Consider the following 21,864-nt stretch of genomic DNA (forward strand, 5'->3'; position numbering starts at 1 on the left):
CCAGGAGCGGTCAGTTCTCTTCGAGCAGCAGGATGGATTCGAGTCGAACCAATGCCGCACCATTCGCGGGTTGGGCTTCGGCGATGATCAGGTAGCTTGCGCACCGGCGCTGGTTGGAGCTCGGTGGTCCGCACGGTATCCAGCGTCCCGCATCGATGAGTCGCCCGCCGCAGACGCGCAGGGCAAATCCTTCGGGCCGCCCTCCATCGGTCACCTCGTTCATCGGAGTGCAGCCGGTGGCGTTGTTGACGACGGTGGTGGGGGGGGTAAGCCAGACTTGCTGCTCTCCCCACCGGAGAGCCCATTCGGCGGCCTGAAACGTGCGTTGCCGGTCGGCCACGGCACCGGCCAGCTTTTCCTGTGTGATGGCGGTGTGGACCGTGGCAGCGCCGACCATGGTGAGTATTAGCAGAAGTATCAAGGCAAGCGGCAAAGCACCGCCCCGTGGGGGGCATGTCCGGCGTAGCGTGCGGCAGTCGTTCATGATTCACATCGGGTTGCGCAGGCCGATGATCGGCTGTATGGTCATCGTCATCTGTCCCGCGCCTCGGGCGTGGGTCGCTGCGGTGAGTTGGTCGATGCTGAGAGCAAGACGATTGGGTGCTGTGGGGACTGCCGAGCAAGGGGTCATTCCAGTGCCTGCCTCGCAGAGCTCTGTCATCATGAGAGCGCTGACGCCCTGTACATACTCTTGGGCACCTTGACCGGCAACCGCACCGAATAGTTGACATTGGTTGGCGTCAGCTCCGGTACAGCCGCCAGCACCGTCGCGGCCAACGAACCAAAGGCGCTCTTCGAGAGCCGCCAATCTTGCGGGCCTGAAATCCGTGTTGAGCGTGCCTTGCTGGACGTTTAACGTAATTGTGGATCCACTCGCGGACGCGACGGTGGCGCTGATGGCCCCCCAATGATTGCATACGATTACCCGGTTGCCAGGTTCGAAACGGGTGTTGTTAGGATTTCTGGTAATTTCCACGGCATTCGTTGCTGTCACGTTTGCTTCGGTCACCGTGTCCGAGCGCGCGTAACGCACCAGCAGCGCGGCCGTTCCATTCGCGCGGCGTGGGCTGTCGGAGTTGTAGCTGGTGAAGGGGGCAGGCAGTGGCCTTGTGGCATCAATCACCTCTAAAGGCGTCGTCAGGGTGGTGTGCAGTGCTCCAGAGTTGATGCCAGGGGGCATCGTGGTCATGCCGCAAGGCGTGTATCGTGCCTCGCGGATGTCGCGCGCTAACAGTTCGTAGGCGACGCGCACGTTCTCCTGCTGAAATGAGAGATCACGGGTCAGTCGGGCCGTCTCGCGTTGGGAGAGAAAGTAGCCGGTGAGCACGAGCAACAGGAAAACCCCGATGGCGAGAGCTACCATGAGCTCAACGAGAGAAAACCCACTCAGGCCCCGATGGCAACGACGGTAGCTGCGCTCTTGTTGAGGATGAAAACAGTGTTGCGGCACGAGCGCCTCCCTCAATATGTGGCGCGGGCAACGTAAGCGAAATCGCGCAGAGCTGTTCGGTCGCCGCTTGCCCGTTCATCGTTCCAGAAAATGGAGACGGTACATGCGCGGCCGCTGCAAGCGATCTGCCCGCATGTGCTGGCGTCTGCGCCAATCGTGTCTTTTATGCTGTTGATCCAGCGTTGGGATGGCGTCAACGTAGTGCCGTTTTGCCGAGTGCATGTCTTGGCGATGCTGAAGCTGCTAAGCACCGTATCAGGAGTGGCGATGGCATTAACGTCGATGGCGGCCCTCATGGTTTCGAAAATCGAGTAGGCGAGTGCGGCGGCTTGCGTGCGTTGGACGCTGCTTTGTGCGTTGCGCAGCGTCTGTAGCTGCAAAGCGGCCATGCCGATGAAACCGACCGAGACCACCAGAACCGCCACCATGACCTCTATGAGGCTACCCCCTCTTTGGGGGCCGCGTTGGGGGCGCGAGAGGGAGATATGAATGCTCATGGGCAATCGGGTGGTGTGAGTCGCACGACGTTGGACAATACCTCTATAGCGCAAGTCTTGCCGTCCATGGAGGCGCGCCACAGCTCGCCGGGATCATGGTTGGGAATGGAGGTTGGACGGAACACCAAGCAATGTTCTCCCCCTGACGGGATCAAACTCGCATCTGGTGTGACCGTAACGCTGGCCGGCCATTCGCCTTGTCGCAAAACTTGTATCTGAGGACCGGTCAATCGGACCTGCCAACGTCGGTTCGCTGCGTCAGTACAAAACTCGACCGATCGACCGTGACGGATCGCCTCGAACTTCGCATTGGCGAGCGCATCGCGCATCGCGTTGGCCGTATTCTGGATGCGGGAGCGCACGATCCAATCCCGCATGTTGGGGATGGCAATCGCTGCCAAGATGGCCAAGATCGCGACGGTCACCATGGCTTCGATGAGGGTCACACCGCTGCTCCGTTCACGTGTGTACACGGCCACCGAGGAGCGTGGGGCGCAAGTGCGGGCGAGATTGCAATCCGTGACCATGTGCGCGATGATAGAAGCACAACTAGTGAACGAGCCCGCCGACGGATGAGCGGATGCGTCCGGGCGATCGGCGTAGAGGGGAGGGCGACAGGGATGGGAGGGTCGAGCGTTCGTTCGCTCGGTCGTGGCTGGTCGATGCAGGAGGTTCTTGCGGTCACGGCCGTTCTTGCGGTTTTGGCAGGGTTGAGTGTTCCCGCCGTCGAGCGGTGGATCCGCCGCCAGAGACTGGACGCCGTCGCTGTGGCTTTGCAAGCGGACATGGCTCTTGCTCGGTCTATGGCGATGCAGCGGCGTGCAGTGGTAACCGTCTGTCCCAGTGCGGATGGGCGTTCCTGTCAGGCCTCATCGAACTGGTCCAATGGTTGGATCAGCTTCGCAGATGCCGACCGAGATGGTGCGCGCACCGAAGGTGAACCCCTGCTGAGCGTGCGCACGGGATCGGCTTCTGGTGTTGTCGTTCGGCTGGCCGCGACTGATCCGCGCTATGTGTCGTATCGGGCCAATGGCCGCGCGCATCTGAGGACCGGCGCCTTTCAGGCGGGGAATTGGCTGATATGCGTCCAGGGTGGCCAAGACGGTTTACGGCTTTTGCTCAACGCCGTTGGGCGTGTCCGTCTAGAAGAGGTGAGAGGCGTCTGCTCGTGACAGGCCATCGGTAGGTGCCCACCAGGTTGAGAGGTCGGTAACTCAACCCTTCGCACCCATCGCCTCCCGCTCCCGCAACCGAAAGCGCTGGATCTTGCCGGTGGCCGTCTTGGGCAGTTCGGGTACGAATTCCACGTACCGTGGGTATTTGTAGGGTGCCAGGTGGGCTTTGCAGTGGGCCTGGATGTCTTCGACCGTGGCCTGGGCGCCCGGGCGCAGCACGACGTAGGCCTTGGTCTTGGTCAGGCCCTCGGCATCGGTCACGCCGATGACGGCGGCCTCCAGCACCGCGGGGTGGCGCACCAGGGTCGCTTCCACTTCGAACGGCGAGACGTAGATGCCGCTGACTTTGAGCATGTCGTCGTTGCGGCCGGCGTAGATGTAGCGGCCGCTGGCGTCGCGCGTGTACTTGTCGCCGGTGCGCGTCCAGGCGCCCTGGAAGGTCTCGCGCGATTTGTCGCGGTTGTTCCAGTACATCAGCGCGGCGCTGGGGCCGCGCACGTACAGGTCGCCGATGTCGATAGAGCCGTCCGGGTTGGCGGGCAGCGGGCGGCCGTCTTCGCCGCGGATTTCCAGCTCGTAGCCGGGCACCGGGGTGCCGCTGGTGCCGTAGACGACGTCGCCGGGGCGGTTGGAGCAGTAGATGTGCAGCATCTCGGTGGAGCCGATGCCGTCGATGATTTCGGCCCCGAAGTGCGCGGTCCAGCGCTCGCCGATGTCGCGCGGCAGCGCCTCGCCGGCGGAGGAGCACAGGCGCAGTGCCACCTGCTCGCGCGGCGGCAGGTCCGGGTGGGCGAGCATGCCGCCGTAGCCGGTGGGCGCGCCGTAGAACACGGTCGGGCGTTGGCCCGCCAGCGTGGGCGTGCGCCCGGTCAGGCGGGCGAACACCGCTGGCGGGGTGGGGCGTTCGGCCATCAACACGACCGAAGCCCCCACGCTGAGCGGAAACGTCAGCGCGTTGCCCAAGCCGTAGGCGAAGAACAGCTTGGCCGCCGAAAACACCCGGTCGTCGGCCGTCAGGCCCAGCACGGGGCGGCCGTACAGCTCGGCCGTCCAGTAAAGGTTGGCATGGGTATGCACCGTGCCCTTGGGGCGGCCGGTGGAGCCGGAGGAGTACAGCCAGAAGGCCGGCTCATCCGCAGCGGTGTCGGTGGGAGCGCCGTCCGGTGCCTGGCGCGCCAGCCAGGCGGGCCACGGGTGACAGGGCACGCCGGCCACATCGGCGGGGAGGGCGGTGCCGGGCTGCGAGACGACGATGTGCCGCACCTCGTGCGCGCCTGGGTCGAGCGCGTCAATCGCCTGCGCCAGCGTGGGCAGCAGCGGGGCGGACACCAGTGCCGCCTGGGCCCGTGCGTGCCGCAGTTGGTAGGCATAGTCGTCGGCGGTCAGCAGCGTGTTGACGGCCACCGGCACCACGCCGGCGTACAGACAGCCCAGAAAGCCCACGACCCAGTCGGCGCTGTCGTGCATCAGCAGCAGCACGCGCTCTTCGCGCCGCAGATCGAGGGCGCGCAGGCCCGCCGCGCAACGGCGCACGCGCTCGGCGAGTTCGCCGTAGGTCACGGTCTCGTGGTCGTCGATGAGGGCCGTGCGTTCGGGCCACGCGGCATTCAGGGTCAGCAGGTGTGCGGCGAAGTTGAATCGCTCGGGTGGCGCAGGCGGCAGGGCGGCGGACATGGCGGAGTCTCCTCGGTCGTGTGGTTGTGCGGGGCGCATGCAGCGGCATGCTGTTCAGGCCTCGAGATTGCGGGTATAAATGCACGATCGTGCCTGTGCTGCAGTATGTACTAAACTGCATGTTGTGGTGAATCGATAGACTTGGGGTTTTCCCGATTCGATGCGGTCGACGGGCAGGCCGATCTGCCGATGCAATCCCCACGAGAACGACATGTCACCCACGTCTGACGCCTTGCGCCCGCCCGAACCCCTGACCGAGGCGCGGCCGGATGCGGTGTTGCAGCTCACCCTGCCCGTGGGCACGGAGCCCGAGGCCGACCCGGCCGGGGGTGAGCCGCGGGTGCCGTTTCTGGTGGCGCTGGGCGAGCGTGTGCGCACCCTGCGTTCGCGCCGCGGCATGACGCGCAAGGCGGTGGCTCTGGCGGCCGATGTGTCGGAGCGGCACCTGGCCAACCTGGAGTACGGGGCGGGCAATGCGTCCATCCTGGTGTTGTTGCAGGTGGCGCGGGCCTTGCAGTGCTCGCTGGCGGAGCTGCTGGGCGATGTCAGCACCTCGTCGCCGGAGTGGCTGCTGATCCGCGAGCTGCTGCAGGGCCGCGACGAGGGCGAGCTGCGGCGCGCGCGCCTGAAGCTCACCGAGCTGTTTGGCTCCACCGGGGTCGATGCCACGGGCCGCCAGTCGCGCATTGCGCTGATCGGTTTGCGCGGCGCGGGCAAGTCCACGCTGGGTCGGCGACTGGCCGAAGCGCTGGGCTACCCCTTCATCGAACTGAGCCGCGAGATCGAGCAGTTTGCCGGTTGCAGCATCAGCGAAATCCACAACCTGTACGGCGCGACCGCCTATCGGCGCTACGAACGCCGGGCGCTGGAGGAGGCGATCCAGATCTATCCCGAGGTGGTGATCGCCACGCCGGGCGGCCTGGTGTCGGACTCGACCAATTTCAATCTGCTGCTGCAGCACTGCACGACGGTGTGGCTCAAAGCCGATCCGGTCGATCACATGCGCCGCGTCGCCGCCCAGGGCGACCTGCGCCCCATGGCCGCCAGTGCCGAGGCGATGGAGGACCTCAAGCGCATCTTGGCGGGGCGCTCGGCCTTCTATTCCAAAGCCGATTTGACCGTGGACACCAGCGCGCAGCCGCTGGAGGACACCTTCGTGCGCCTGCGCGACGGCGTGTACGCGCTGCTGCACCGCGAAAGCTGACCGGCTCTACGGGTTTGTCCTGATCGGCGGACGGCACGCCGGGGCTTGCGTGGGCCGAATGTATGCACTATGATGCACATCAAGCATGCAGCGAAATGCATGTTTGCGCAGCCCCCGAACGCAGGACCCCGCCATGACCCAGAATCCCAACACCAACCCGGTCGTCGATTACCAGACGCACCCGACCCAGTACCGCCATGTGCGCCTGAGCGTGGAGGGGGCGATCGCCACCCTGGCGCTCGACATCGACGAGGACGGCGGGCTGCGGCCGGGCTACAAGCTCAAGCTCAACAGCTACGACCTGGGCGTGGACATCGAGCTGCACGATGCGCTCAACCGCATCCGCTTCGAGCACCCGCAGGTGCGCACCGTGGTGGTGACGAGCCTGAAAGACCGGGTGTTCTGCTCCGGCGCCAACATCTTCATGCTCGGCCTGTCCAGCCATGCGTGGAAGGTGAATTTCTGCAAATTCACCAACGAGACGCGCAACGGCATGGAAGACTCCAGCCGCCACGATGGCCTGAAGTTTCTGGCGGCGCTCAATGGCGCCTGCGCCGGGGGCGGCTACGAGCTGGCGCTGGCCTGTGACGAAATTCTGCTGGTGGACGACCGCTCCAGCGCGGTGAGCCTGCCCGAGGTGCCGCTGCTGGGCGTGCTGCCCGGCACGGGCGGGCTGACGCGTGTGACCGACAAGCGCAAGGTGCGCCACGACCTGGCCGACATTTTTTGTACCAGCGTCGAAGGGGTGCGCGGCCAGCGTGCCGTGGACTGGCGGCTGGTGGATGCGGTGGCCAAGCCGGCGGTGTTTGCCCAGACGGTGCGCGAGCGCGCCGAGCGGCTGGCGGCCCAGAGCGACCGCCCGGCCGACGCGCGCGGGGTGGCCTTGCCGCCGCTGCAGCGCACCTGGGGTGCGGACGGCGTGACCTACCGGCACGTCGAGGTGGCGATCGACCGGGCCCGCCGTGTGGCGACGCTGACCGTGCGCGCGCCGGCGGAGCCGCAGCCCACGGACATCGCGGGCATCGAGGCCGCCGGCGCCGACTGGTGGCCGCTGGCCATGGGGCGGGAGCTGGACGACGCCATCCTGCACCTGCGCACCAACGAGCTGACCATAGGCACCTGGGTGCTGCGCACCGAGGGCGACGCGGCGGCGGTGCTGGCCTGCGACGACGCGCTACAGGCGCATGCGGGCCATTGGTTCGTGCGCGCCACGACCGGCTTGCTGCGACGCACCCTGGCGCGGCTGGACGTGTCGTCGCGCAGCCTGATCGCGCTGCTGGAGCCCGGGTCGTGCTTTGCCGGCACGCTGGCCGAACTGGCCTTTGCGGCCGATCGCAGCTACATGCTGGTGCTGCCCGACGCGCCCGAGCGCGCCCCGCGCCTGACGCTGCACGACGCCAATTTTGGCCGCTACCCCATGGTCAACGACCAGACCCGGTTGCAGCGCCGCTTCTACGACGAGGCTGCGCCGCTGGCCGCGGCCCAGGCGGCGATCGGCCGCGCGCTGGATGGCGACGAGGCCGCCGCGCTGGGGCTGGTGACCGCCGCGCTGGACGACATCGACTGGGCGGACGAAATCCGCCTGGTGCTGGAGGAGCGCTCGGCCATGTCGCCCGATGCGCTGACCGGCCTGGAGGCCAACCTGCGCTTTGGTGGCCGCGAGACCATGCTCACCCGCATTTTTGGCCGCCTGTCGGCGTGGCAGAACTGGATCTTCCAGCGCCCCAATGCGGTGGGCGACAAGGGCGCGCTGAAGGTGTACGGCAAAGGCGACAAGGCCCAGTTCGATTGGAATCGCGTCTGAGGCGCGAGCGCGTTGTGCGGTGGGTTTCCCGGTGGAGCCAGCCGCAACCGAACGACAGTCCACCGCAGAGATCCGCAGCAGGAGCACACCATGTCGAGCATCAACTACAGCGAAAAGATCCCCAATAACGTCAACCTGGCCGAAGACCGCACCTTGCAGCGCGCGCTCGAGCACTGGCAGCCCAACTACCTGCAGTGGTGGCAGGAGATGGGGCCCGACGGCTCGCAAAACTTTGACGTCTACCTGCGCACCGCCGTCAGCGTGGACCCGCAAGGCTGGGCGCAGTTCGGCTACGTCAAGATGCCGGACTATCGCTGGGGCATCTTCCTGAACCCGGCGGAGCCGGGGCGCAAGATCCACTTTGGCGATCATCTGGGGGAGGATGCCTGGCAGGACGTGCCCGGCGAGCACCGGGCCAATCTGCGCCGCATCATCGTCACCCAGGGCGACACGGAGCCGGCGTCGGTGGAGCAGCAGCGCCACCTGGGCCTGACCTGCCCCAGCCAGTACGACCTGCGCAACCTGTTCCAGGTCAATGTGGAAGAGGGGCGCCACCTGTGGGCCATGGTGTACCTGCTGCACAAATATTTTGGCCGCGACGGCCGCGAGGAGGCCGAGGCGCTGCTGGAGCGCCGCTCCGGCGAGGCCGACAACCCGCGCATCCTGCAGGCCTTCAACGAGAAGACGCCCGACTGGCTGAGCTTCTTCATGTTCACCTACTTCACCGACCGCGACGGCAAGTTCCAGCTCTGCGCGCTGTCCGAGTCCGCCTTCGACCCGCTGGCGCGCACCACCAAGTTCATGCTGACCGAGGAGGCCCACCACATGTTCGTGGGCGAGTCGGGCGTGGGCCGCGTGATCCAGCGCACCTGCGAGGTGATGAACCAGCTCAAGACCGATGACGTCGGCCGCATCCGCGCCGCGGGCGTGATCGATCTGCCCACCATCCAGCGCTACCTGAACTTCCACTACAGCGTCACCATCGACCTGTTTGGCGCCGACCAGTCGAGCAATGCCGCGACGTTCTACAGCGCGGGCCTCAAGGGCCGGTTCGAGGAGGGCAAGCGCACCGACGACCACCGCCTCAAGCACGACACCTACCGCATCCTGGACGTGGTGGACGGCCAGCTCGTCGAGAAAGAGGTGCCGATGCTCAACGCCCTCAACGAGGTGCTGCGCGACGACTACATCAAGGATTCGATGGGCGGCGTCGATCGCTGGAACCGCATCATCGAGAAAGCGGGCATCCCCTTCCGCCTGAAAGTGCCGCACAAGGCCTTCCACCGCAACATCGGCACGTTGGCCGGCGTCAAGGTCAGCCCCGATGGCCGCGTGGTCAGCGACGCCGAGTGGAACGAGCGCGTGGCCGAATGGCTGCCCACCGCGGAGGACCGCGCCTACGTCGCCAGCCTGATGGGCCGCGTGGTGGAGCCGGGCAAGTTTGCCAACTGGATCGCGCCGCCGGTCATGGGCATCAACCGCCAGCCGGTCAACTTCGAATACGTGCGGTTCAACTGATGGACGCCCCCGCCACCGTCGTGCAGCAGCACCTGATCGACCCCGAGATCTGCATCCGCTGCAACACCTGCGAAGCGACGTGTCCGATCGGGGCGATCACGCACGACAGCCGCAACTACGTGGTCGATGCGGACAAATGCAACGCCTGTATGGCGTGCGTGCCCCCGTGCCCGACGGGGGCCATCGACAACTGGCGCGTCGTGCCGCGCGCGCGCACCTACACGCTGGCCGAGCAGCTGGGTTGGGACGAGCTGCCCGCCCCGCTGAGCGAGGAGGCGCTGGCGGCGCTGGGCGGGGACGCCCAAGCCGCCGCGGCCGAGGCGCAGGCAGTGGTGGAGCGCGCGGTCCAGGCGTCCGCGGCTTCGGCCACGGTGGAGCCCCAGGCGGCGGCGTTGACGGGGGCGGCGCTTGGGGCGACGCTTGGGGCGACGCTGCCACCGTGGTCGGCCGCTCACCCCTATACCCATCTGTACGGGCCGCGCGCCGCACGCAAGTCGGTGCGCGCCACCTGCGTCGGCAACCTGCGCGTCACCGAGGTTGGCTCCGACTACGACACGCACCACATCGTGCTGGATTTTGGCGACATGCCGTTTCCGGTGCTGGAGGGGCAGTCGATCGGCATCATCCCGCCGGGCACCGACGCGCAGGGCCGGCCGCACCATCCGCGCCAGTACTCGGTGGCCAGTCCCCGCAACGGCGAGCGCCCGGGGCGCAACAACCTGTCGCTGACGGTCAAGCGCGTGCTGGCCGACCCCCAGGGCCACCCCGTGCGCGGGGTGGCGTCCAACTACCTGTGCGATCTGCAGGTCGGTGACACGGTGGAGGTGATCGGCCCGTTTGGCAGCAGCTTCCTGATGCCGAACCATCCGAAGAGCCACCTCGTGATGATCTGCACCGGCACCGGCAGTGCGCCGATGCGGGCCATGACCGAGTGGCGCCGCCGCCTGCGCGCCAGCGGCAAGTTCGAGGGCGGCCGGCTGCTGCTGTTCTTCGGCGCGCGCACGCCGCAGGAGCTGCCGTACTTCGGCCCGCTGCAGAAGCTGCCGCGCGACTTCATCGACATCCACTTCGCATTCAGCCGCGTGCCGGGGCAACCCAAGCGCTACGTGCAGGACGCGATGCGCGAGGCGGCGGCGGAACTGGTGCCGTTGCTGCAGGACCCGGATGCGTATTTCTACGTCTGCGGCCTGCGCGCGATGGAAGAGGGCGTGCTGCTGGCGCTGCGCGACATCGCCACCGGCGCCGGGCTGGACTGGGAGGCGCTGGCCGCCGACCTGCGTGAGCGTGGCCGGCTGCACCTGGAGACGTATTGACCGCGACAGCGTCGGGGGCGGGATTTGCGCTACATTGCGCGGCGTGGAAACTCCCTCGACCTCCGTCAGCGATTCCCCCGATGCGGCTGATCGCCCCAGCCTGCGCACCGGCGTGGTGATGCGCCGCGAGCCGGTCCGCGGCCCGATGGCGCGCTGGCAGCCGTGGCGCTGGGTGCTGGCCGACGTGCAGGTGCTGCAGGCACCCGCGGGCTTGGCGACCGCCACGTGGCCAGTAGCGGCCGACGAGGCCGGCCCGGTGCCGCTGGAATCGGCGGCGGGCGCCGCCGTGCCCGCGGGAGCGCAGCACTGGGGCTTTGCCGGCCTGCCGGTGACGCTGCACCCCGAGGATGCGGAGGGCTACCTGCTCAACGTGACCGCGCCGGCGCCGTGCTTCTGGGTGCTGTGGCGCGAGCCGGAGGGCGACGACGGCCTGCCGCAGCCGCTGATCGTGACGCTGAGCTACCACGACGCCGGCCGCTGGCTGGATGCGCAGGAGCGCGTCGATCAGGTGCCGGCCCCGGCGGACGTGGTGGCGTGGCTGGCCGACTACGCCCGCCGCCACCACCGGCCGGAGCCCAAGCGCCGCGCCCGGCCGGCGAGCTTTCAGCCGCTGACCGACCGCTTCGGCCAGCCGGCGCGCATCAGCACCGGCGCGACGCGCCGCGGAGGCCCGGCATGAGCGCCGACGGCGAGGGCTTCCTTTCCCGCTGGTCGCGCCGCAAGGCGCAGGCGCGCGCCGGGGTCGTGCCGCCCGAGCCGCTCGATCCGCCCGATCCGGCGACAGTGGCGCCGGCCTCCGCGCCGGTCGCCGGACACGACGCTGCGTCCGAGGCCCGGCCTGCCGCCGCGTCACCCGCGGATCTGGCGGCGCGTGCCGCCACGCCGGACGGCGCGGCCGCGCCCGCGAACCCGCCTGCCCCCGCCGAGCCGCTGCCGACGCTGCAGGACGCGCTGCGCCTGACGCCCGAGGCCGATTTCCGCCCGTTCGTGCGTCCCGAGGTGGCCCCCGAGGTGCGCAACGCCGCGCTGCGCCGGCTGTTCGCCGACCCGCACTTCAACCAGATGGACGGGCTGGACGTCTACATCGACGACTATTCCCGGCCCGACCCGCTGCCGGCCGCGCTGGCGCGGCGCATGGTGGCGGCGCAATTCATGCGGCTGTTCGACGAGCCCAAGGAAGCCGCCAGCGACGGCCCCGCCGCCCTGGCGGCAAGCCCTGCCTTGAATGACGGCACCGTGTTCGATTCCTCCCCCGCCGCGGCGCACGACAACCCGCCCGCGGCGCCGTCCGACGCGGCCACGTCCCACCTCACCCCGGCGGCGCCCGCCGTGGCGCCGCCGTCCGAGCCTGCCCGATGACGATCCTCGCCTGCACCTGCAACCGCACGCAACCGATCGACGAGGCCGCCCTGGCGCGCGCGCTGGGCGAGCCGGTCGCGCTGCACCACGCGCTGTGCCGGCGCGAGGCGGCGGCGTTCCAGCGCGCCGCGCGCGCCGACGCGCCGCTGACGGTGGCCTGCACGCAGGAGCAGCGGCTGTTCGCGGAGCTGGCCGAGGCCACCGAGGGCGTGCCGCCGGCCGACGTGCGGCCGATCCGCTTCGTCAACCTGCGCGAGACCGGCGGCTGGTCGCGTGACGCGCGCCAGGCCACGCCGAAGATGGCGGCGCTGCTGGCCGCGGCGCGCCTGCCGGATCCGGATCCGGTGCCCACGGTGCGCTACGACAGCGGCCGCGCGCGGCTGCTGGTGATCGGCCCGCTGGAGGTGGCGCAGGCGCTGGCCGAGCGGCTGGCCGACGTCTGGCAGGTGACGCTGCTGGGCACCGGCGGCGCGCTGGCGCAGGCGCACCGCTTTCCGGTGCTGGCCGGCCGTGTCATGGGCCTCACCGGGTGGCTGGGCGCCTTCACGCTGCGCTGGGTGGACGACAACCCGATCGCGCTGGACCTGTGCACGCGCTGCAACGCCTGCGTCGCCGCCTGCCCGGAGGGCGCCATCGGTCTGGACTACCAGGTCGACCTGAACGCCTGCCGCGCGCACCGCGACTGCGTGCGCGTCTGCGAGGCGCCGGGGGCGATCGACTTCGCCCGCGAGGCCGAGGAACAGCAGGCCGAGTTCGACGCCGTGCTGGACCTGCGGCCGGCGCCGGCCTTCACGCAGCACGCGCCGCCGCAGGGCTACGTGCACCTGCCGCCGGGGCTGGACGCCGAGGCGCGGCTGGCGCGCCTGTGGGTGCTGCGCGAGCTGGTCGGCACGTTCGACAAGCCCCGCTTCTTCCGCTACCAGCAGCGCCTGTGCGCGCACGCCCGCAACGAGAAGGTCGGCTGCCAGGCGTGCGTGGAGGTGTGCTCGGCCAGCGCGATCCGCAGCGACGCCGAGCGCCAGCGCATCGTCATCGAGCCGCACCTGTGCGTCGGCTGCGGCGCCTGCAGCACCGTGTGCCCGAGCGGCGCGCTGACGTTCGCCTACCCCGACCCGGCGCACCAGGGCCGGGCGCTGAAGACGCTGCTGGCCACCCACCGCGCCGCCGGCGGGCGCGACGCCGCGCTGCTGCTGCACAGCCAGGGCGCCGGCCAGCGGCTGCTGGAGGACTGGGGGCGCGCCGCGCGGCTGGACACCGGCGTGCACGGGGTGCCGGCGCGCGTGATCCCGTGGGCGCTGTGGCACACCGCCAGCACGGGGCTGGAGCTGTGGCTGGCGGCGATCGCCTGGGGCGCGAGCCAGGTGTGGCTGCTGCTGACCGACGAGGAGGCGCCGCAGTACGCCGAGGCGCTGCGCGCGCAGATGGCGGTGGCGCAGGCGATCCTGCACGGGCTCGGCTACCGCGGCGAGCACCTGCGCCTGCTGCAGGCGCGCGACGCGCGCGACCTCGCCGCGCTCGATGCGGAGGTGCGCTCGCTGGCGCCGGCGCAGGGCGTGGCGCAGCCGGCGACGTTTGCGGCGCTGGCCGACAAGCGCGCCACGCTGGAGCTGGCGCTGGAGCACCTGATCGCCCACGCCCCGGTGCGCCCGGCCGACGGCGTGGTGGCGCTGCCCGCGGCCGGCGCGCCGCTGGGCACCCTGCAGGTGAACCCCGACGCCTGCACGCTGTGCATGAGCTGCGTCGGCGCCTGCCCGGCCGGCGCGCTGCAGGACAACCCCGCCGCGCCGCAGCTGCGCTTCATCGAGAAGAACTGCGTGCAGTGCGGCCTGTGCGCGCGCACCTGCCCGGAAAAGGCCATCACCCTGCAGCCGCGCCTGTGGCTGGACGCGCGCCGGCGCGAGCCGCGCGTGCTGCACGAGCAGCCGCCGTTTCACTGCGTCCGCTGCGGCAAGCCGTTCGGCACGCTCAAGGGCGTGGAGACGATGCTGGCGCGCCTGAGTGCCCACCCGATGTTCCAGGGCGCGGCGGCCGAGCGGCTCCGGATGTGCGGCGATTGCCGCGTCATCGACCTCCACACCAGCAGCCACGAAGTCAGGATCACCGACCTGTGACGACCCCTCCCATGGCCGAATCCGCCCTGCCGTTTCCCACCCGCGCCTTCGACGAGGAGACCGCGCGCGCCGAGCTGTACGGCCTGCTGGCCGCGCTGCTGGCCGCCCCGCCGGCCGACGAGCTGCTGGCGCGCCTGCGCGTCGCCGTGACCGAGGCGCCGGCGCGCGGCGGCTTCCTCGAGGCGCCGTGGCAGGCGCTGGTGGCGCAGGCGCGCGCGCAGTCGGCCGAGCAGGTGCGCGACGAGTACGAGGCGCTGTTCGGCGGCGTCGGCAAGCCGGAGGTGGTCCTGTACGCCTCGCATTACCTGAGCGGCTTCCTGAACGACAAGCCGCTGGCGGCGCTGCGCGGGGAACTGGCCGCGCTCGGCCTGGCGCGCGCCGAGGGCGTCAGCGAGCCGGAGGACCACCTCGCTTTCCTGTGCGAGGTGATGCGCTTCCTGATCGCCGGCGACGACGCCGAGGTCTGCAACCTGGCGCGCCAGCACGCCTTCTTCGCCGCCCACCTGCACCCGTGGGTGCCGGCGCTGTGCGACGCGCTGCAGGCGCATCCGGCGGCGCGCTTCTACGCCGCGCTGGCGGAGCTGCTGCGCGCCTTCGTGCAGGTGGAGGCGCAGGCCTTCGAGATGGCGTGAGCGCGGCGGCGCGCGCGGGCGGGCACGGCGATGCACGAGGCGAGCCTGGCCGGCAGCGTGCTGCGCATCGTCGAGCAGGCCGCCGCGCGCGAGGGCTTTGCGCGCGTGCTGCGGCTGCGGCGCGGAGGGGCCGCTGCCGGCGCTCGGTGCGGCGTGCGCGGCTTCGACTTCGACGTCGTCATCCGCGTCGGCGCCGGGGCCTACGTCTGCGGCGAGGAGTCGGCGCTGATCGAGTCGCTGGAGGGCCGCCGCGGCGTGCCGCGCATCCGGCCACCGTTTCCGGTCGAGCGCGGCTACCTCGGCCGGCCGACGGTCGTCAACAACGTCGAGACCTTCGTTGCCGTGGCGCACATCCTGCGCCGCGGCAGCGCTTGGTGGGCGGCGATCGGCACGCTGCAGTCCACCGGCACCAAGCTGCACAGCGTCAGCGGCGACTGCGCGCGCCCCGGCGTGTACGAGTACCCGCTCGGCACGCCGCTTCAGCGCATCCTGGCCGACTGCGGCGCAGCCGACGCGCAGGCGGTGCAGGTCGGCGGCCCATCCGGCACCTGCGTGCCGGCGGCGCAGTTCGGCCGCGCCATCGCCTTCGAGGATCTGCCCAGCGCCGGCGCGCTGATGGTGTTCGACCGCTCGCGCGACCTGTTCGAGGTGGCGCGCCACTTCGCACGCTTCTTCGCGCACGAGAGCTGCGGCCTGTGCACGCCGTGCCGCGTCGGCACCGAGCTGGTGGTGCGCCGGCTCGACAAGCTGGCGCAGGCGCGAGGCGCCGGGCGCGGCTCGGCGTTCGATGTCGAGCGGCTGCGCGAGCTCGACGCGCTGCTGCACGGCGGCACGCACTGCGGGCTGGGCATGTCGGCCTGCAACCCGCTGCGCGACACGCTGGCGCACTTCGCCGGCGCCTACGCGCAGCGCGCCGTGGCGGCGGACTTTCAGCCCGACCTCGACCTGGACGCGCTGCTGGAGCCGGCGCGGCGCGCCACCGGCCGCCGCGACGCCGCCGCCCACCTGGCCACGGAGCACCCGGGATGACCGCGCCGTCGCCCACCTTCGAGTTCGACGGCGCGGCCGTGCCGCTGCAGCCGGGCGACACCATCCTGCAGGCGGCGCAGCGCGCCGGGCACGAGGTGCCGCACCTGTGCTGGGACGCGCGCGTTTCGCCCAGCGCCTCGTGCCGGCTGTGCACCGTGCTGGCCGACGGCCGCCCGGTGGCGGCGTGCGTGACGCCGGCGCAGCCGGGGCAGCGTGTGCAGTGCCACACGCCGGCGCTGGCGCAGCAGCGGCTGCGGCTGCTGCAGCTGCTGTTCGTCGAGGGGCACCACTTCTGTCCGGGTTGCGAGAGGAGCGGCGCCTGCCGGCTGCAGGCCGCCGCCGCGCGCGCCGGCATGACCGAGCTGCACTTCGAGGCGCTCGACCCCGACCGCCGCGTCGACGCCAGCCACCCGGACGTCTGGTTCGAGCCGGGCCGCTGCATCCTGTGCCAGCTGTGCGTGCGCGCCAGCGACGAGCTGGACAGCAAGCGCGTGTTCGCCATCGGCGGGCGGGGGCTCGGCGCGCACCTGCTGATCGACAGCCCCAGCGGCCGGCTCGGCGACAGCGCGCTGTCGGTGCACGACGCCGCGGCGCACATCTGCCCGGTGGGCGCGCTGCTGCCCAAGCGCGTCGGCTTCGCGCAGCCGATCGGCCGCCGGCCCTTCGACGATGCGGAGACGCGCGGATGAGCCCGCCGCCGACCTCCACGCCCCCGACCGTCGGTGCCGCGCCGCGCAAGTGGCGCGTGGCCACGGTGTCGCTGGCCGGCTGCTTCGGCTGCCACATGTCGCTGCTGGACATCGACGAGCGGCTGTTCGAGCTGATCGAGCGCGTCGAGTTCGACCGCTCGCCGCTGACCGACCTCAAGACCCTGGCGCCCTGCGACCTCGGGCTGGTGGAGGGCGGCCTGTGCAACGCCGAGAACGTCGAGGTGCTGCGGCGCTTCCGCGCCCAGTGCCGCATCCTGGTGGCGGTGGGGGCGTGCGCGATCACCGGCGGGCTGCCGGCGCTGCGCAACCACCTGGACGTCGGCGAGGTGCTGCGCGCCACGTATGGCGAGCGCGTGCCGGACGACCCGGAGCTGCCGCTGCCGCTGGCGCGCGTGCTGCCGGTGCACGAGGTGGTGCGCATCGACCACGCGCTGCCCGGCTGCCCGCCGCCGGCGGATGCGTTCTGGCAGCTGCTGCAGGACCTGATGGCCGGCCGCGCGCCGGCGCTGCACGGGGGGCTGATCCGCTATGACTGACGGCGCCGCCACCACCCCCACGGGCCTGCGCCGCGTGGCGATCGACCCGCTGACGCGCGTGGAGGGCCACGGCAAGGTCACGCTGCTGCTGGACGAGCAGGGCCGCGTGCAGCAGGCGCGGCTGCACATCGTCGAGTTCCGCGGCTTCGAGCAGTTCATCGTCGGCCGGCCGTACTGGGAGGTGCCGGTGCTGGTGCAGCGGCTGTGCGGCATCTGCCCGGTGTCGCACCACCTGGCGGCGTCCAAGGCGCTGGACCGCGTCGTCGGCGGCTGGCCGGTGCCGCCGGCGGCCGACGCCATCCGCCGCCTGATGCACCACGGCCAGATCGTGCAGAGCCACGCGCTGCACTTCTTCCACCTGGCCTCGCCGGACCTGCTGTTCGGCTTCGACGCCGAGCCGGCGCGGCGCCACATCGCCGCGGTGGCACAGGCCTTCCCGGACACGGCGCGCCAGGGCGTGCTGCTGCGCCGCTTCGGGCAGGAGGTGATCCGCGTCACCGCCGGCAAGCGCGTGCACGGCACCGGCTCGGTGCCCGGCGGCGTCAACCGCACCGTGACGCGGCAGGAGCGCGACGCGCTGCGCGCCGAGCTGCCGCAGGTGCTGGACTGGGCCGAGGCGGCGGTCGATCTGGCGCAGCGGCTCACCACCGCGCTGCCGCCCGAGGAGGCGGCGCTGGCCGAGACGCCGGCGGCGCTGCTGTCGCTGGTGGGGCCGGACGGGGCGCTGGAGCTGTACGACGGCGTGCTGCGCGTGCGCGAGGCCGACGGCCGCCTGGCCGAGGACGGCTGGGAGGACCAGCGCTACCGCGAGCTGATCGACGAGGCCGTGCAGCCGTGGAGCTACATGAAGTTCCCGTACCGCCGCGCGCTCGGCCCGCAGCTCGGCTGGTACCGCGTCGGGCCGCTGGCGCGGCTGCAGAACTGCGACTTCATCCCGACCCCGCGCGCCGAGGCGCGCCGGCAGGCCTTCGTCGCCGCGCACGGCGGGCGGCCGGTGCACCGGGTGCTGGCCACGCACTGGGCGCGCTGACCGAGGGGCTGCTCAACCGCATCGAGGTCGCCATCCGCGCCTACGACCCGTGCCTGTCGTGCGCCACGCACGCGCTCGGGCAGATGCCGCTGGCGGTGGCGCTGCGTGACGCGCGCGGCGCACCGCTTCGACTTCGGTGCGCAGCCGTCGGACGTGGCGGCGCAGGCGCTGCAGGCCGGGCTGGCGTGGGCGCTTGCCTGGCTGCGCGCTCAGGCCGCCTCGGGCGGCGGCTGCGGCTCGCGCGGCTCGGCGTAGAGCCGCACGCGAAACACCGCCCCCGGCCCGTCGGCGCGGTTGTCCGCCTCCAGCCGGCCGCCGTAGCGCTCCAGCAGCCCCTGGCTGACCCACAGCCCCAGCCCGTGCCCGTCCGGCTTGGTGGTGAAGAACGGCGTGAACAGCCGCGCGCGCACCTCCGGCGGCAGGCCCGGGCCGCGGTCGCGCACCTCCACCCAGGCGCCCACCGGCGTGCCGTCCTCGACCCAGTCGCCGCTGGCCAGCTCCACCTCGGCGCCGTCGGGGCTGGCCTCCACCGCGTTGACCAGCAGGTTGATGATGACCTGCTGCAGCTCCTGCCGGTTGCACGCCACCGGGGTGGTGGCGCGGTCGTCGCGCCGCAGCCGGATGCCGCGCTGCTGCAGCGGCCGCTCCACCAGCACGACGCAGTCGTCCAGCACCGCCGGCAGCACCAGCGGCTCCACGTAGCCGGCGAACTCGGTCGGCCGCGCGTGCTGCAGCAGCCGCGTGACGATCAGCCGGATGCGCTCGACCTGTGCGTCGATCAGCGCCAGTTCCGCCTGCACCGGCGCCGCCGCCGGCCCCAGCGTCTCGCGCAGCAGGTCCAGGTTGCCCTGGATGACGGCGATCGGGTTGTTGATCTCGTGCGCCAGCCCGGCGCTGAGCTGCCCGATGGTGGCCAGCCGCTCGCTGCGGATCAGCTGCTGCTGCGCCTGGCGCAGCGCGGCGTGGCTGGCCTGCAGCTCGCGCGTGCGCTCGGCGACGCGATGGTCCAGCGTCTCGGCCCAGGCGCGCAAGTGCGCGGTCTGCTCGGCCAGCAGGTCCAGCAGGCGGTCCAGGTGCTGCGCCAGCGCGCCCAGCTCGTCGCGCGCCGCCACCGGACCGACGCGCGCCGCGGTGTCGCCGCGTTCGATGCGGCGCATCGTGGCGTCCATGCGCTCCACCGGCTCCACCAGCGCCTGCGCGCGCCGCAGCGTCCAGCGCGCCGCCGCCGCCATCACCAGCCCGAACAGCAGCGCCGTGCCGGCCAGCACCCCCCACTTGACCCAGCGCAGCGGTGCTTCCAGAAAGCCGACGTAGAGCATGCCGATGCGCCGGCCCAGGCTGTCGGTCAGCGGCTCGTAGGCGCTGACGTACCAGTCGCTGACGACGAAGGCGCGGTCCAGCCAAGTGCGACCCTCGCCGAGCACGGCGTCGCGCACCGCCTGCGACACGCGCGTGCCGATGGCGCGCTCGTCGCCGAACAGGCGCACGTTGGTGCTGATGCGTACGTCGTCGAGGAACAGTGTGGCCGTGCCCTGGCTGCCGAACGGCAGCGACCCCTCCGGGTAGACGATGCGGTTCAGATGGTCGATGAAGTCGAGGTTGCGGTTGAGCAGCAGGCCGCCGTGCAGCACCCAGCCGGGCAGCGGCGCGTCGTCCGGCAGCGGCGCGCTGGCCAGCATCAGCAGCGCGCGCTCCTCCACCGTGCGCGCGGTGGGGGCGGCGTTGCGCGTCGGCACCAGCGCGATGCCCAGCCGCGGCTGCAGGTGCGACGCGAGCGCGGCCACCTGCGCCGGCTCCCACACCACCAGGCGCGCCGCGCTGCCGCGCGCCTGCGCCGGCGGCGCCACGGGGTCGTGCGGCGGGCGCAGCACCAGCACGTCCAGCCCCAGGCGCTGGCGTTCCTGCTCCAGCCACGCCTGCAGCGGCTCGGCGTCGGGCGCGGCCGCCGCCGGCCGGCGCGGGGCCAGCCGCTGCAGCTGGCGGTGCAGCGCGTGCGACTCGGCCACCTCGCGCGTGCCGCTGCCCACTTCCTGCAGCACCTGCTCGAAGTAGCCGCGCGCCACCGCCAGGTCGGCGCGCACCTTGGTCTGCAGCAGCCGGTCGTAGGCCAGCGTCGTCCACGCCGCCAGCGCCAGCAGCAGGCCCGCCAGCGCCAGCAGCAGCGGCGCGAGCGCCAGCGTCAGCAGCTGCGCCCGCACCGAGGCCTCCAGCCGCGCACGCCAGCGTCGCCAGCCGTTCATCGGCCGCGGCCGTCCTGCGCCGCCCACTCGGCCGCGCGCCGCTCCAGCGTGCGCCGCGACACGCCCAGCAGCTGCGCCGCGCGCGTCTTGTCGCCGCCGACCGAATCCAGCACCGCCTGGATGTGGCGGCGCTGCAGCGTCTCCAGGTCCAGCGGCGCCTCGCCGGGGCTGGCGGCCAGCGGCTCGCGCAGCGGCGGGTACAGCGCCGAGACGTTGACCTCGCCGAGGATCAGCGAGCGCTCGACCCAGTTGCGCAGCTCGCGCACGTTGCCGGGCCAGCGGTAGCGCTGCAGCAGCGCCATCGCTTCGGCGTCGATCGCCAGCGGCGCCACGCCCAGCGCCGGCGCCAGCGTCTGCACGAAGTGCTGCACCAGCGCCGGGATGTCCTCGCGCCGCTCGCGCAGCGGCGGCAGTGTCACGTCCACCACGCGCAGGCGGAAGTACAGATCCTCCCGGAAGCGTCCGGCGGCCACCTCGTCGGCCAGCGGCCGGTTGGTGGCGGCGATCACGCGCACGTCCACCGGGACGGTCTGCTGGCTGCCGACCGGGCGGATCTGCCGCTCCTCCAGCACGCGCAGCAGGCTGGCCTGCACCGGCGGCGGCAGGTCGGCCACCTCGTCGAGGAACAGCGTTCCGCCCTGCGCGTAGACGAACAGCCCGTCGTGCCCGCCGTGGCCGCCGGCGGCGTGGCCGAACAGCTCGCGCGCCAGTTGCTCGGCCGACGGCGTGCCGCACTGCACGGCGACGAACGGCCCGCCTGCGCGCGGGCTGCGCTCGTGCAGCGCGCGCGCCACCAGCTCCTTGCCGGTGCCGGACTCGCCCTGGATCAGCACGGTGCTGGGCATCGGTGCGAGGCGCTCGATCGCCGCGCGCACCGCCTGCGTCGCGGCGGCCTCGCCGATCAGCGGCGTGCCCTCCGAGCGCGACGGCCGCACGTGGCGGCGCAGCACGAAGTTCTCGCGCCGCAGCCGCGCACGCTCGTGGCACTGGCGGATGGCGTTGAGGATCTGCGGCACGCGAAAGGGCTTGAGGATGAAGTCCGACGCGCCGGCGCGCAGCGCCTCGATGGCGGTGTCGAGCGAGGCGAACGCCGTGATCAGGATCACCTCGCCGCCGTAGCCCTGCTCGCGCAGCGCCTGCAGCCACTGCACGCCGCTCGTCCCCGGCAGCGCCACGTCCAGGATCACGAGGTCGAAGCGCTGCGCGCGCATCCAGCGCTCGCCTTCCTCGGCGCTGGCGGCGGCGGCGACGAAGCGGCAGCGCGGCGCCAGCGTCTTGATCAGGAAGTTGCGCATGCCCGGCTCGTCGTCGACGACAAGAATGGCCCCCTCGGGCCAACTGCCCTCCTGCCCAGCGGTGGACGGGGGGTCGGTGGGGAGGGGCTCGCGCAGGTCAGCCATGGCGCACCATTGTAAAAAAGCCCTAGCGTTTTGCTCGACTACTGTCGCGTATGGGACAGATCGGACGTGCGACAGGCTGCGCGGGTCCGCGACAAGTTGTCGCCCCGGTGGAGTCGATGCGTCGCGCGCTCCGGGGCGCCCGGGCATCGATCGAACCGTCTTGCCTTCGTGGTTGCGGTGCA

21 protein-coding genes are annotated in these 21,864 nt (G+C 71.3%); 14 read left to right on the forward strand and 7 right to left on the reverse strand.

The window, feature by feature from the left end:
• Positions 1-10: 10 nt before the first annotated feature.
• The 4 genes from A9O67_RS06670 to A9O67_RS13140 are packed head-to-tail and all read right to left on the reverse strand — an operon-like array spanning position 11 to position 2,393.
• Positions 11-484, reverse strand: coding sequence for a pilus assembly PilX family protein (locus tag A9O67_RS06670; protein WP_082955426.1), 474 nt, complete (start codon positions 482-484; stop codon positions 11-13).
• A 3-nt stretch (positions 485-487) separates the two neighbouring features.
• The gene (locus A9O67_RS13435; protein WP_269451557.1) at positions 488-1,450 is read right to left on the reverse strand and encodes a PilW family protein; all 963 of its coding nucleotides are present in this window, start codon (positions 1,448-1,450) and stop codon (positions 488-490) included.
• 11 nt (positions 1,451-1,461) lie between these two features.
• Positions 1,462-1,947, reverse strand: a complete 486-nt coding sequence (gene pilV / locus A9O67_RS13135; RefSeq protein WP_082955427.1) for a type IV pilus modification protein PilV — start codon at positions 1,945-1,947, stop codon at positions 1,462-1,464.
• Positions 1,944-2,393: a GspH/FimT family pseudopilin gene (locus A9O67_RS13140; RefSeq protein WP_231960250.1), complete on the reverse strand. Its 450-nt coding sequence runs from the start codon at positions 2,391-2,393 to the stop codon at positions 1,944-1,946. The genes pilV and A9O67_RS13140 overlap by 4 nt, the downstream gene beginning before the upstream one ends.
• Before the next feature lie 216 nt (positions 2,394-2,609).
• On the opposite strand from A9O67_RS13140, the gene A9O67_RS14045 reads away from it, so the two are divergent.
• The gene (locus tag A9O67_RS14045) at positions 2,610-3,119 is read left to right on the forward strand and encodes a GspH/FimT family pseudopilin (protein WP_197484456.1); all 510 of its coding nucleotides are present in this window, start codon (positions 2,610-2,612) and stop codon (positions 3,117-3,119) included.
• A 42-nt stretch (positions 3,120-3,161) separates the two neighbouring features.
• Here A9O67_RS14045 and A9O67_RS06685 read toward each other — a convergent pair whose 3' ends face one another.
• On the reverse strand, positions 3,162-4,796 hold the full coding sequence (locus tag A9O67_RS06685) for a benzoate-CoA ligase family protein (protein WP_068608664.1): 1,635 nt from the start codon (positions 4,794-4,796) through the stop codon (positions 3,162-3,164).
• A gap of 211 nt (positions 4,797-5,007) precedes the next feature.
• Between A9O67_RS06685 and A9O67_RS06690 the strand changes: the two genes are divergently transcribed.
• The 13 genes from A9O67_RS06690 (at position 5,008) to A9O67_RS13440 (ending at position 18,297) form a co-directional block, all read left to right on the forward strand.
• Positions 5,008-6,000, forward strand: a complete 993-nt coding sequence (locus A9O67_RS06690) for a helix-turn-helix transcriptional regulator (RefSeq protein ID WP_082955430.1) — start codon at positions 5,008-5,010, stop codon at positions 5,998-6,000.
• Positions 6,001-6,133: 133 nt separating this feature from the next.
• The gene (gene boxC / locus A9O67_RS06695; RefSeq protein ID WP_068608666.1) at positions 6,134-7,804 is read left to right on the forward strand and encodes a 2,3-epoxybenzoyl-CoA dihydrolase; all 1,671 of its coding nucleotides are present in this window, start codon (positions 6,134-6,136) and stop codon (positions 7,802-7,804) included.
• A 90-nt stretch (positions 7,805-7,894) separates the two neighbouring features.
• On the forward strand, positions 7,895-9,322 hold the full coding sequence (gene boxB, locus A9O67_RS06700) for a benzoyl-CoA 2,3-epoxidase subunit BoxB (protein ID WP_068608668.1): 1,428 nt from the start codon (positions 7,895-7,897) through the stop codon (positions 9,320-9,322).
• A complete protein-coding gene (gene boxA / locus A9O67_RS06705; protein ID WP_068608670.1) occupies positions 9,322-10,635 on the forward strand; it encodes a benzoyl-CoA 2,3-epoxidase subunit BoxA in 1,314 nt (437 codons plus the stop codon). Before boxB ends, boxA begins: the two co-directional genes overlap by 1 nt.
• Before the next feature lie 118 nt (positions 10,636-10,753).
• Positions 10,754-11,314 carry a DUF3305 domain-containing protein gene (locus tag A9O67_RS06710; protein WP_068609815.1) on the forward strand — a complete coding sequence of 187 codons (561 nt, stop codon included), beginning with the start codon at positions 10,754-10,756 and terminating at the stop codon, positions 11,312-11,314.
• On the forward strand, positions 11,311-11,994 hold the full coding sequence (locus tag A9O67_RS06715; protein WP_068608672.1) for a DUF3306 domain-containing protein: 684 nt from the start codon (positions 11,311-11,313) through the stop codon (positions 11,992-11,994). The genes A9O67_RS06710 and A9O67_RS06715 overlap by 4 nt, the downstream gene beginning before the upstream one ends.
• Entirely contained in the window at positions 11,991-14,105 is a 2,115-nt protein-coding gene (locus A9O67_RS06720) for a 4Fe-4S dicluster domain-containing protein (RefSeq protein ID WP_068608674.1), read from the forward strand. The genes A9O67_RS06715 and A9O67_RS06720 overlap by 4 nt, the downstream gene beginning before the upstream one ends.
• A gap of 11 nt (positions 14,106-14,116) precedes the next feature.
• Complete coding sequence (locus tag A9O67_RS06725) at positions 14,117-14,737, forward strand: TorD/DmsD family molecular chaperone (RefSeq protein WP_068608676.1); 621 nt, start codon at positions 14,117-14,119, stop codon at positions 14,735-14,737.
• Between the two features lie 30 nt (positions 14,738-14,767).
• A complete protein-coding gene (locus A9O67_RS06730) occupies positions 14,768-15,766 on the forward strand; it encodes an NADH-ubiquinone oxidoreductase-F iron-sulfur binding region domain-containing protein (protein WP_197484457.1) in 999 nt (332 codons plus the stop codon).
• Positions 15,763-16,455 (forward strand): 2Fe-2S iron-sulfur cluster-binding protein, encoded by a 693-nt coding sequence (locus tag A9O67_RS06735; protein WP_068608677.1) that lies wholly within the window; start codon positions 15,763-15,765, stop codon positions 16,453-16,455. The genes A9O67_RS06730 and A9O67_RS06735 overlap by 4 nt, the downstream gene beginning before the upstream one ends.
• Complete coding sequence (locus tag A9O67_RS06740; protein WP_068608679.1) at positions 16,452-17,012, forward strand: NADH-quinone oxidoreductase subunit B family protein; 561 nt, start codon at positions 16,452-16,454, stop codon at positions 17,010-17,012. The genes A9O67_RS06735 and A9O67_RS06740 overlap by 4 nt, the downstream gene beginning before the upstream one ends.
• Positions 17,005-18,042 carry a Ni/Fe hydrogenase subunit alpha gene (locus tag A9O67_RS06745; RefSeq protein WP_068608681.1) on the forward strand — a complete coding sequence of 346 codons (1,038 nt, stop codon included), beginning with the start codon at positions 17,005-17,007 and terminating at the stop codon, positions 18,040-18,042. The genes A9O67_RS06740 and A9O67_RS06745 overlap by 8 nt, the downstream gene beginning before the upstream one ends.
• Before the next feature lie 105 nt (positions 18,043-18,147).
• Entirely contained in the window at positions 18,148-18,297 is a 150-nt protein-coding gene (locus A9O67_RS13440) for a hypothetical protein (protein WP_156682274.1), read from the forward strand.
• Here the strand turns inward: A9O67_RS13440 and A9O67_RS06750 are convergent.
• Both A9O67_RS06750 and A9O67_RS06755 read right to left on the reverse strand, forming a co-directional pair.
• The gene (locus A9O67_RS06750) at positions 18,252-20,282 is read right to left on the reverse strand and encodes a sensor histidine kinase (protein WP_068608683.1); all 2,031 of its coding nucleotides are present in this window, start codon (positions 20,280-20,282) and stop codon (positions 18,252-18,254) included. The two genes, A9O67_RS13440 and A9O67_RS06750, sit on opposite strands and share 46 nt — an antisense overlap.
• On the reverse strand, positions 20,279-21,682 hold the full coding sequence (locus A9O67_RS06755) for a sigma-54-dependent transcriptional regulator (RefSeq protein ID WP_068608685.1): 1,404 nt from the start codon (positions 21,680-21,682) through the stop codon (positions 20,279-20,281). Before A9O67_RS06755 ends, A9O67_RS06750 begins: the two co-directional genes overlap by 4 nt.
• Positions 21,683-21,864 lie beyond the last annotated feature (182 nt).

It is taken from the genome of Tepidimonas fonticaldi, assembly GCF_001675355.1.
In the GTDB taxonomy this organism is placed as follows: domain Bacteria; phylum Pseudomonadota; class Gammaproteobacteria; order Burkholderiales; family Burkholderiaceae_C; genus Tepidimonas; species Tepidimonas fonticaldi.

What these genes read in the sequence shown, in the direction of transcription:
- pilV (WP_082955427.1), bottom strand. Translation starts at nt 1,947, where the DNA reads ATGAGCATTCATATCTCCCTCTCGCGCCCCCAACGCGGCCCCCAAAGA.
- A9O67_RS06750 (WP_068608683.1), bottom strand. Translation starts at nt 20,282, where the DNA reads ATGAACGGCTGGCGACGCTGGCGTGCGCGGCTGGAGGCCTCGGTGCGG.
- A9O67_RS06720 (WP_068608674.1), top strand. Translation starts at nt 11,991, where the DNA reads ATGACGATCCTCGCCTGCACCTGCAACCGCACGCAACCGATCGACGAG.
- A9O67_RS06670 (WP_082955426.1), bottom strand. Translation starts at nt 484, where the DNA reads ATGAACGACTGCCGCACGCTACGCCGGACATGCCCCCCACGGGGCGGT.
- A9O67_RS06735 (WP_068608677.1), top strand. Translation starts at nt 15,763, where the DNA reads ATGACCGCGCCGTCGCCCACCTTCGAGTTCGACGGCGCGGCCGTGCCG.
- A9O67_RS06690 (WP_082955430.1), top strand. Translation starts at nt 5,008, where the DNA reads ATGTCACCCACGTCTGACGCCTTGCGCCCGCCCGAACCCCTGACCGAG.
- A9O67_RS06755 (WP_068608685.1), bottom strand. Translation starts at nt 21,682, where the DNA reads ATGGCTGACCTGCGCGAGCCCCTCCCCACCGACCCCCCGTCCACCGCT.
- A9O67_RS06725 (WP_068608676.1), top strand. Translation starts at nt 14,117, where the DNA reads ATGGCCGAATCCGCCCTGCCGTTTCCCACCCGCGCCTTCGACGAGGAG.
- A9O67_RS06740 (WP_068608679.1), top strand. Translation starts at nt 16,452, where the DNA reads ATGAGCCCGCCGCCGACCTCCACGCCCCCGACCGTCGGTGCCGCGCCG.
- boxC (WP_068608666.1), top strand. Translation starts at nt 6,134, where the DNA reads ATGACCCAGAATCCCAACACCAACCCGGTCGTCGATTACCAGACGCAC.
- A9O67_RS14045 (WP_197484456.1), top strand. Translation starts at nt 2,610, where the DNA reads ATGCAGGAGGTTCTTGCGGTCACGGCCGTTCTTGCGGTTTTGGCAGGG.
- A9O67_RS06730 (WP_197484457.1), top strand. Translation starts at nt 14,768, where the DNA reads ATGCACGAGGCGAGCCTGGCCGGCAGCGTGCTGCGCATCGTCGAGCAG.
- A9O67_RS06715 (WP_068608672.1), top strand. Translation starts at nt 11,311, where the DNA reads ATGAGCGCCGACGGCGAGGGCTTCCTTTCCCGCTGGTCGCGCCGCAAG.
- boxA (WP_068608670.1), top strand. Translation starts at nt 9,322, where the DNA reads ATGGACGCCCCCGCCACCGTCGTGCAGCAGCACCTGATCGACCCCGAG.
- boxB (WP_068608668.1), top strand. Translation starts at nt 7,895, where the DNA reads ATGTCGAGCATCAACTACAGCGAAAAGATCCCCAATAACGTCAACCTG.
- A9O67_RS06745 (WP_068608681.1), top strand. Translation starts at nt 17,005, where the DNA reads ATGACTGACGGCGCCGCCACCACCCCCACGGGCCTGCGCCGCGTGGCG.
- A9O67_RS06710 (WP_068609815.1), top strand. Translation starts at nt 10,754, where the DNA reads ATGCGCCGCGAGCCGGTCCGCGGCCCGATGGCGCGCTGGCAGCCGTGG.
- A9O67_RS06685 (WP_068608664.1), bottom strand. Translation starts at nt 4,796, where the DNA reads ATGTCCGCCGCCCTGCCGCCTGCGCCACCCGAGCGATTCAACTTCGCC.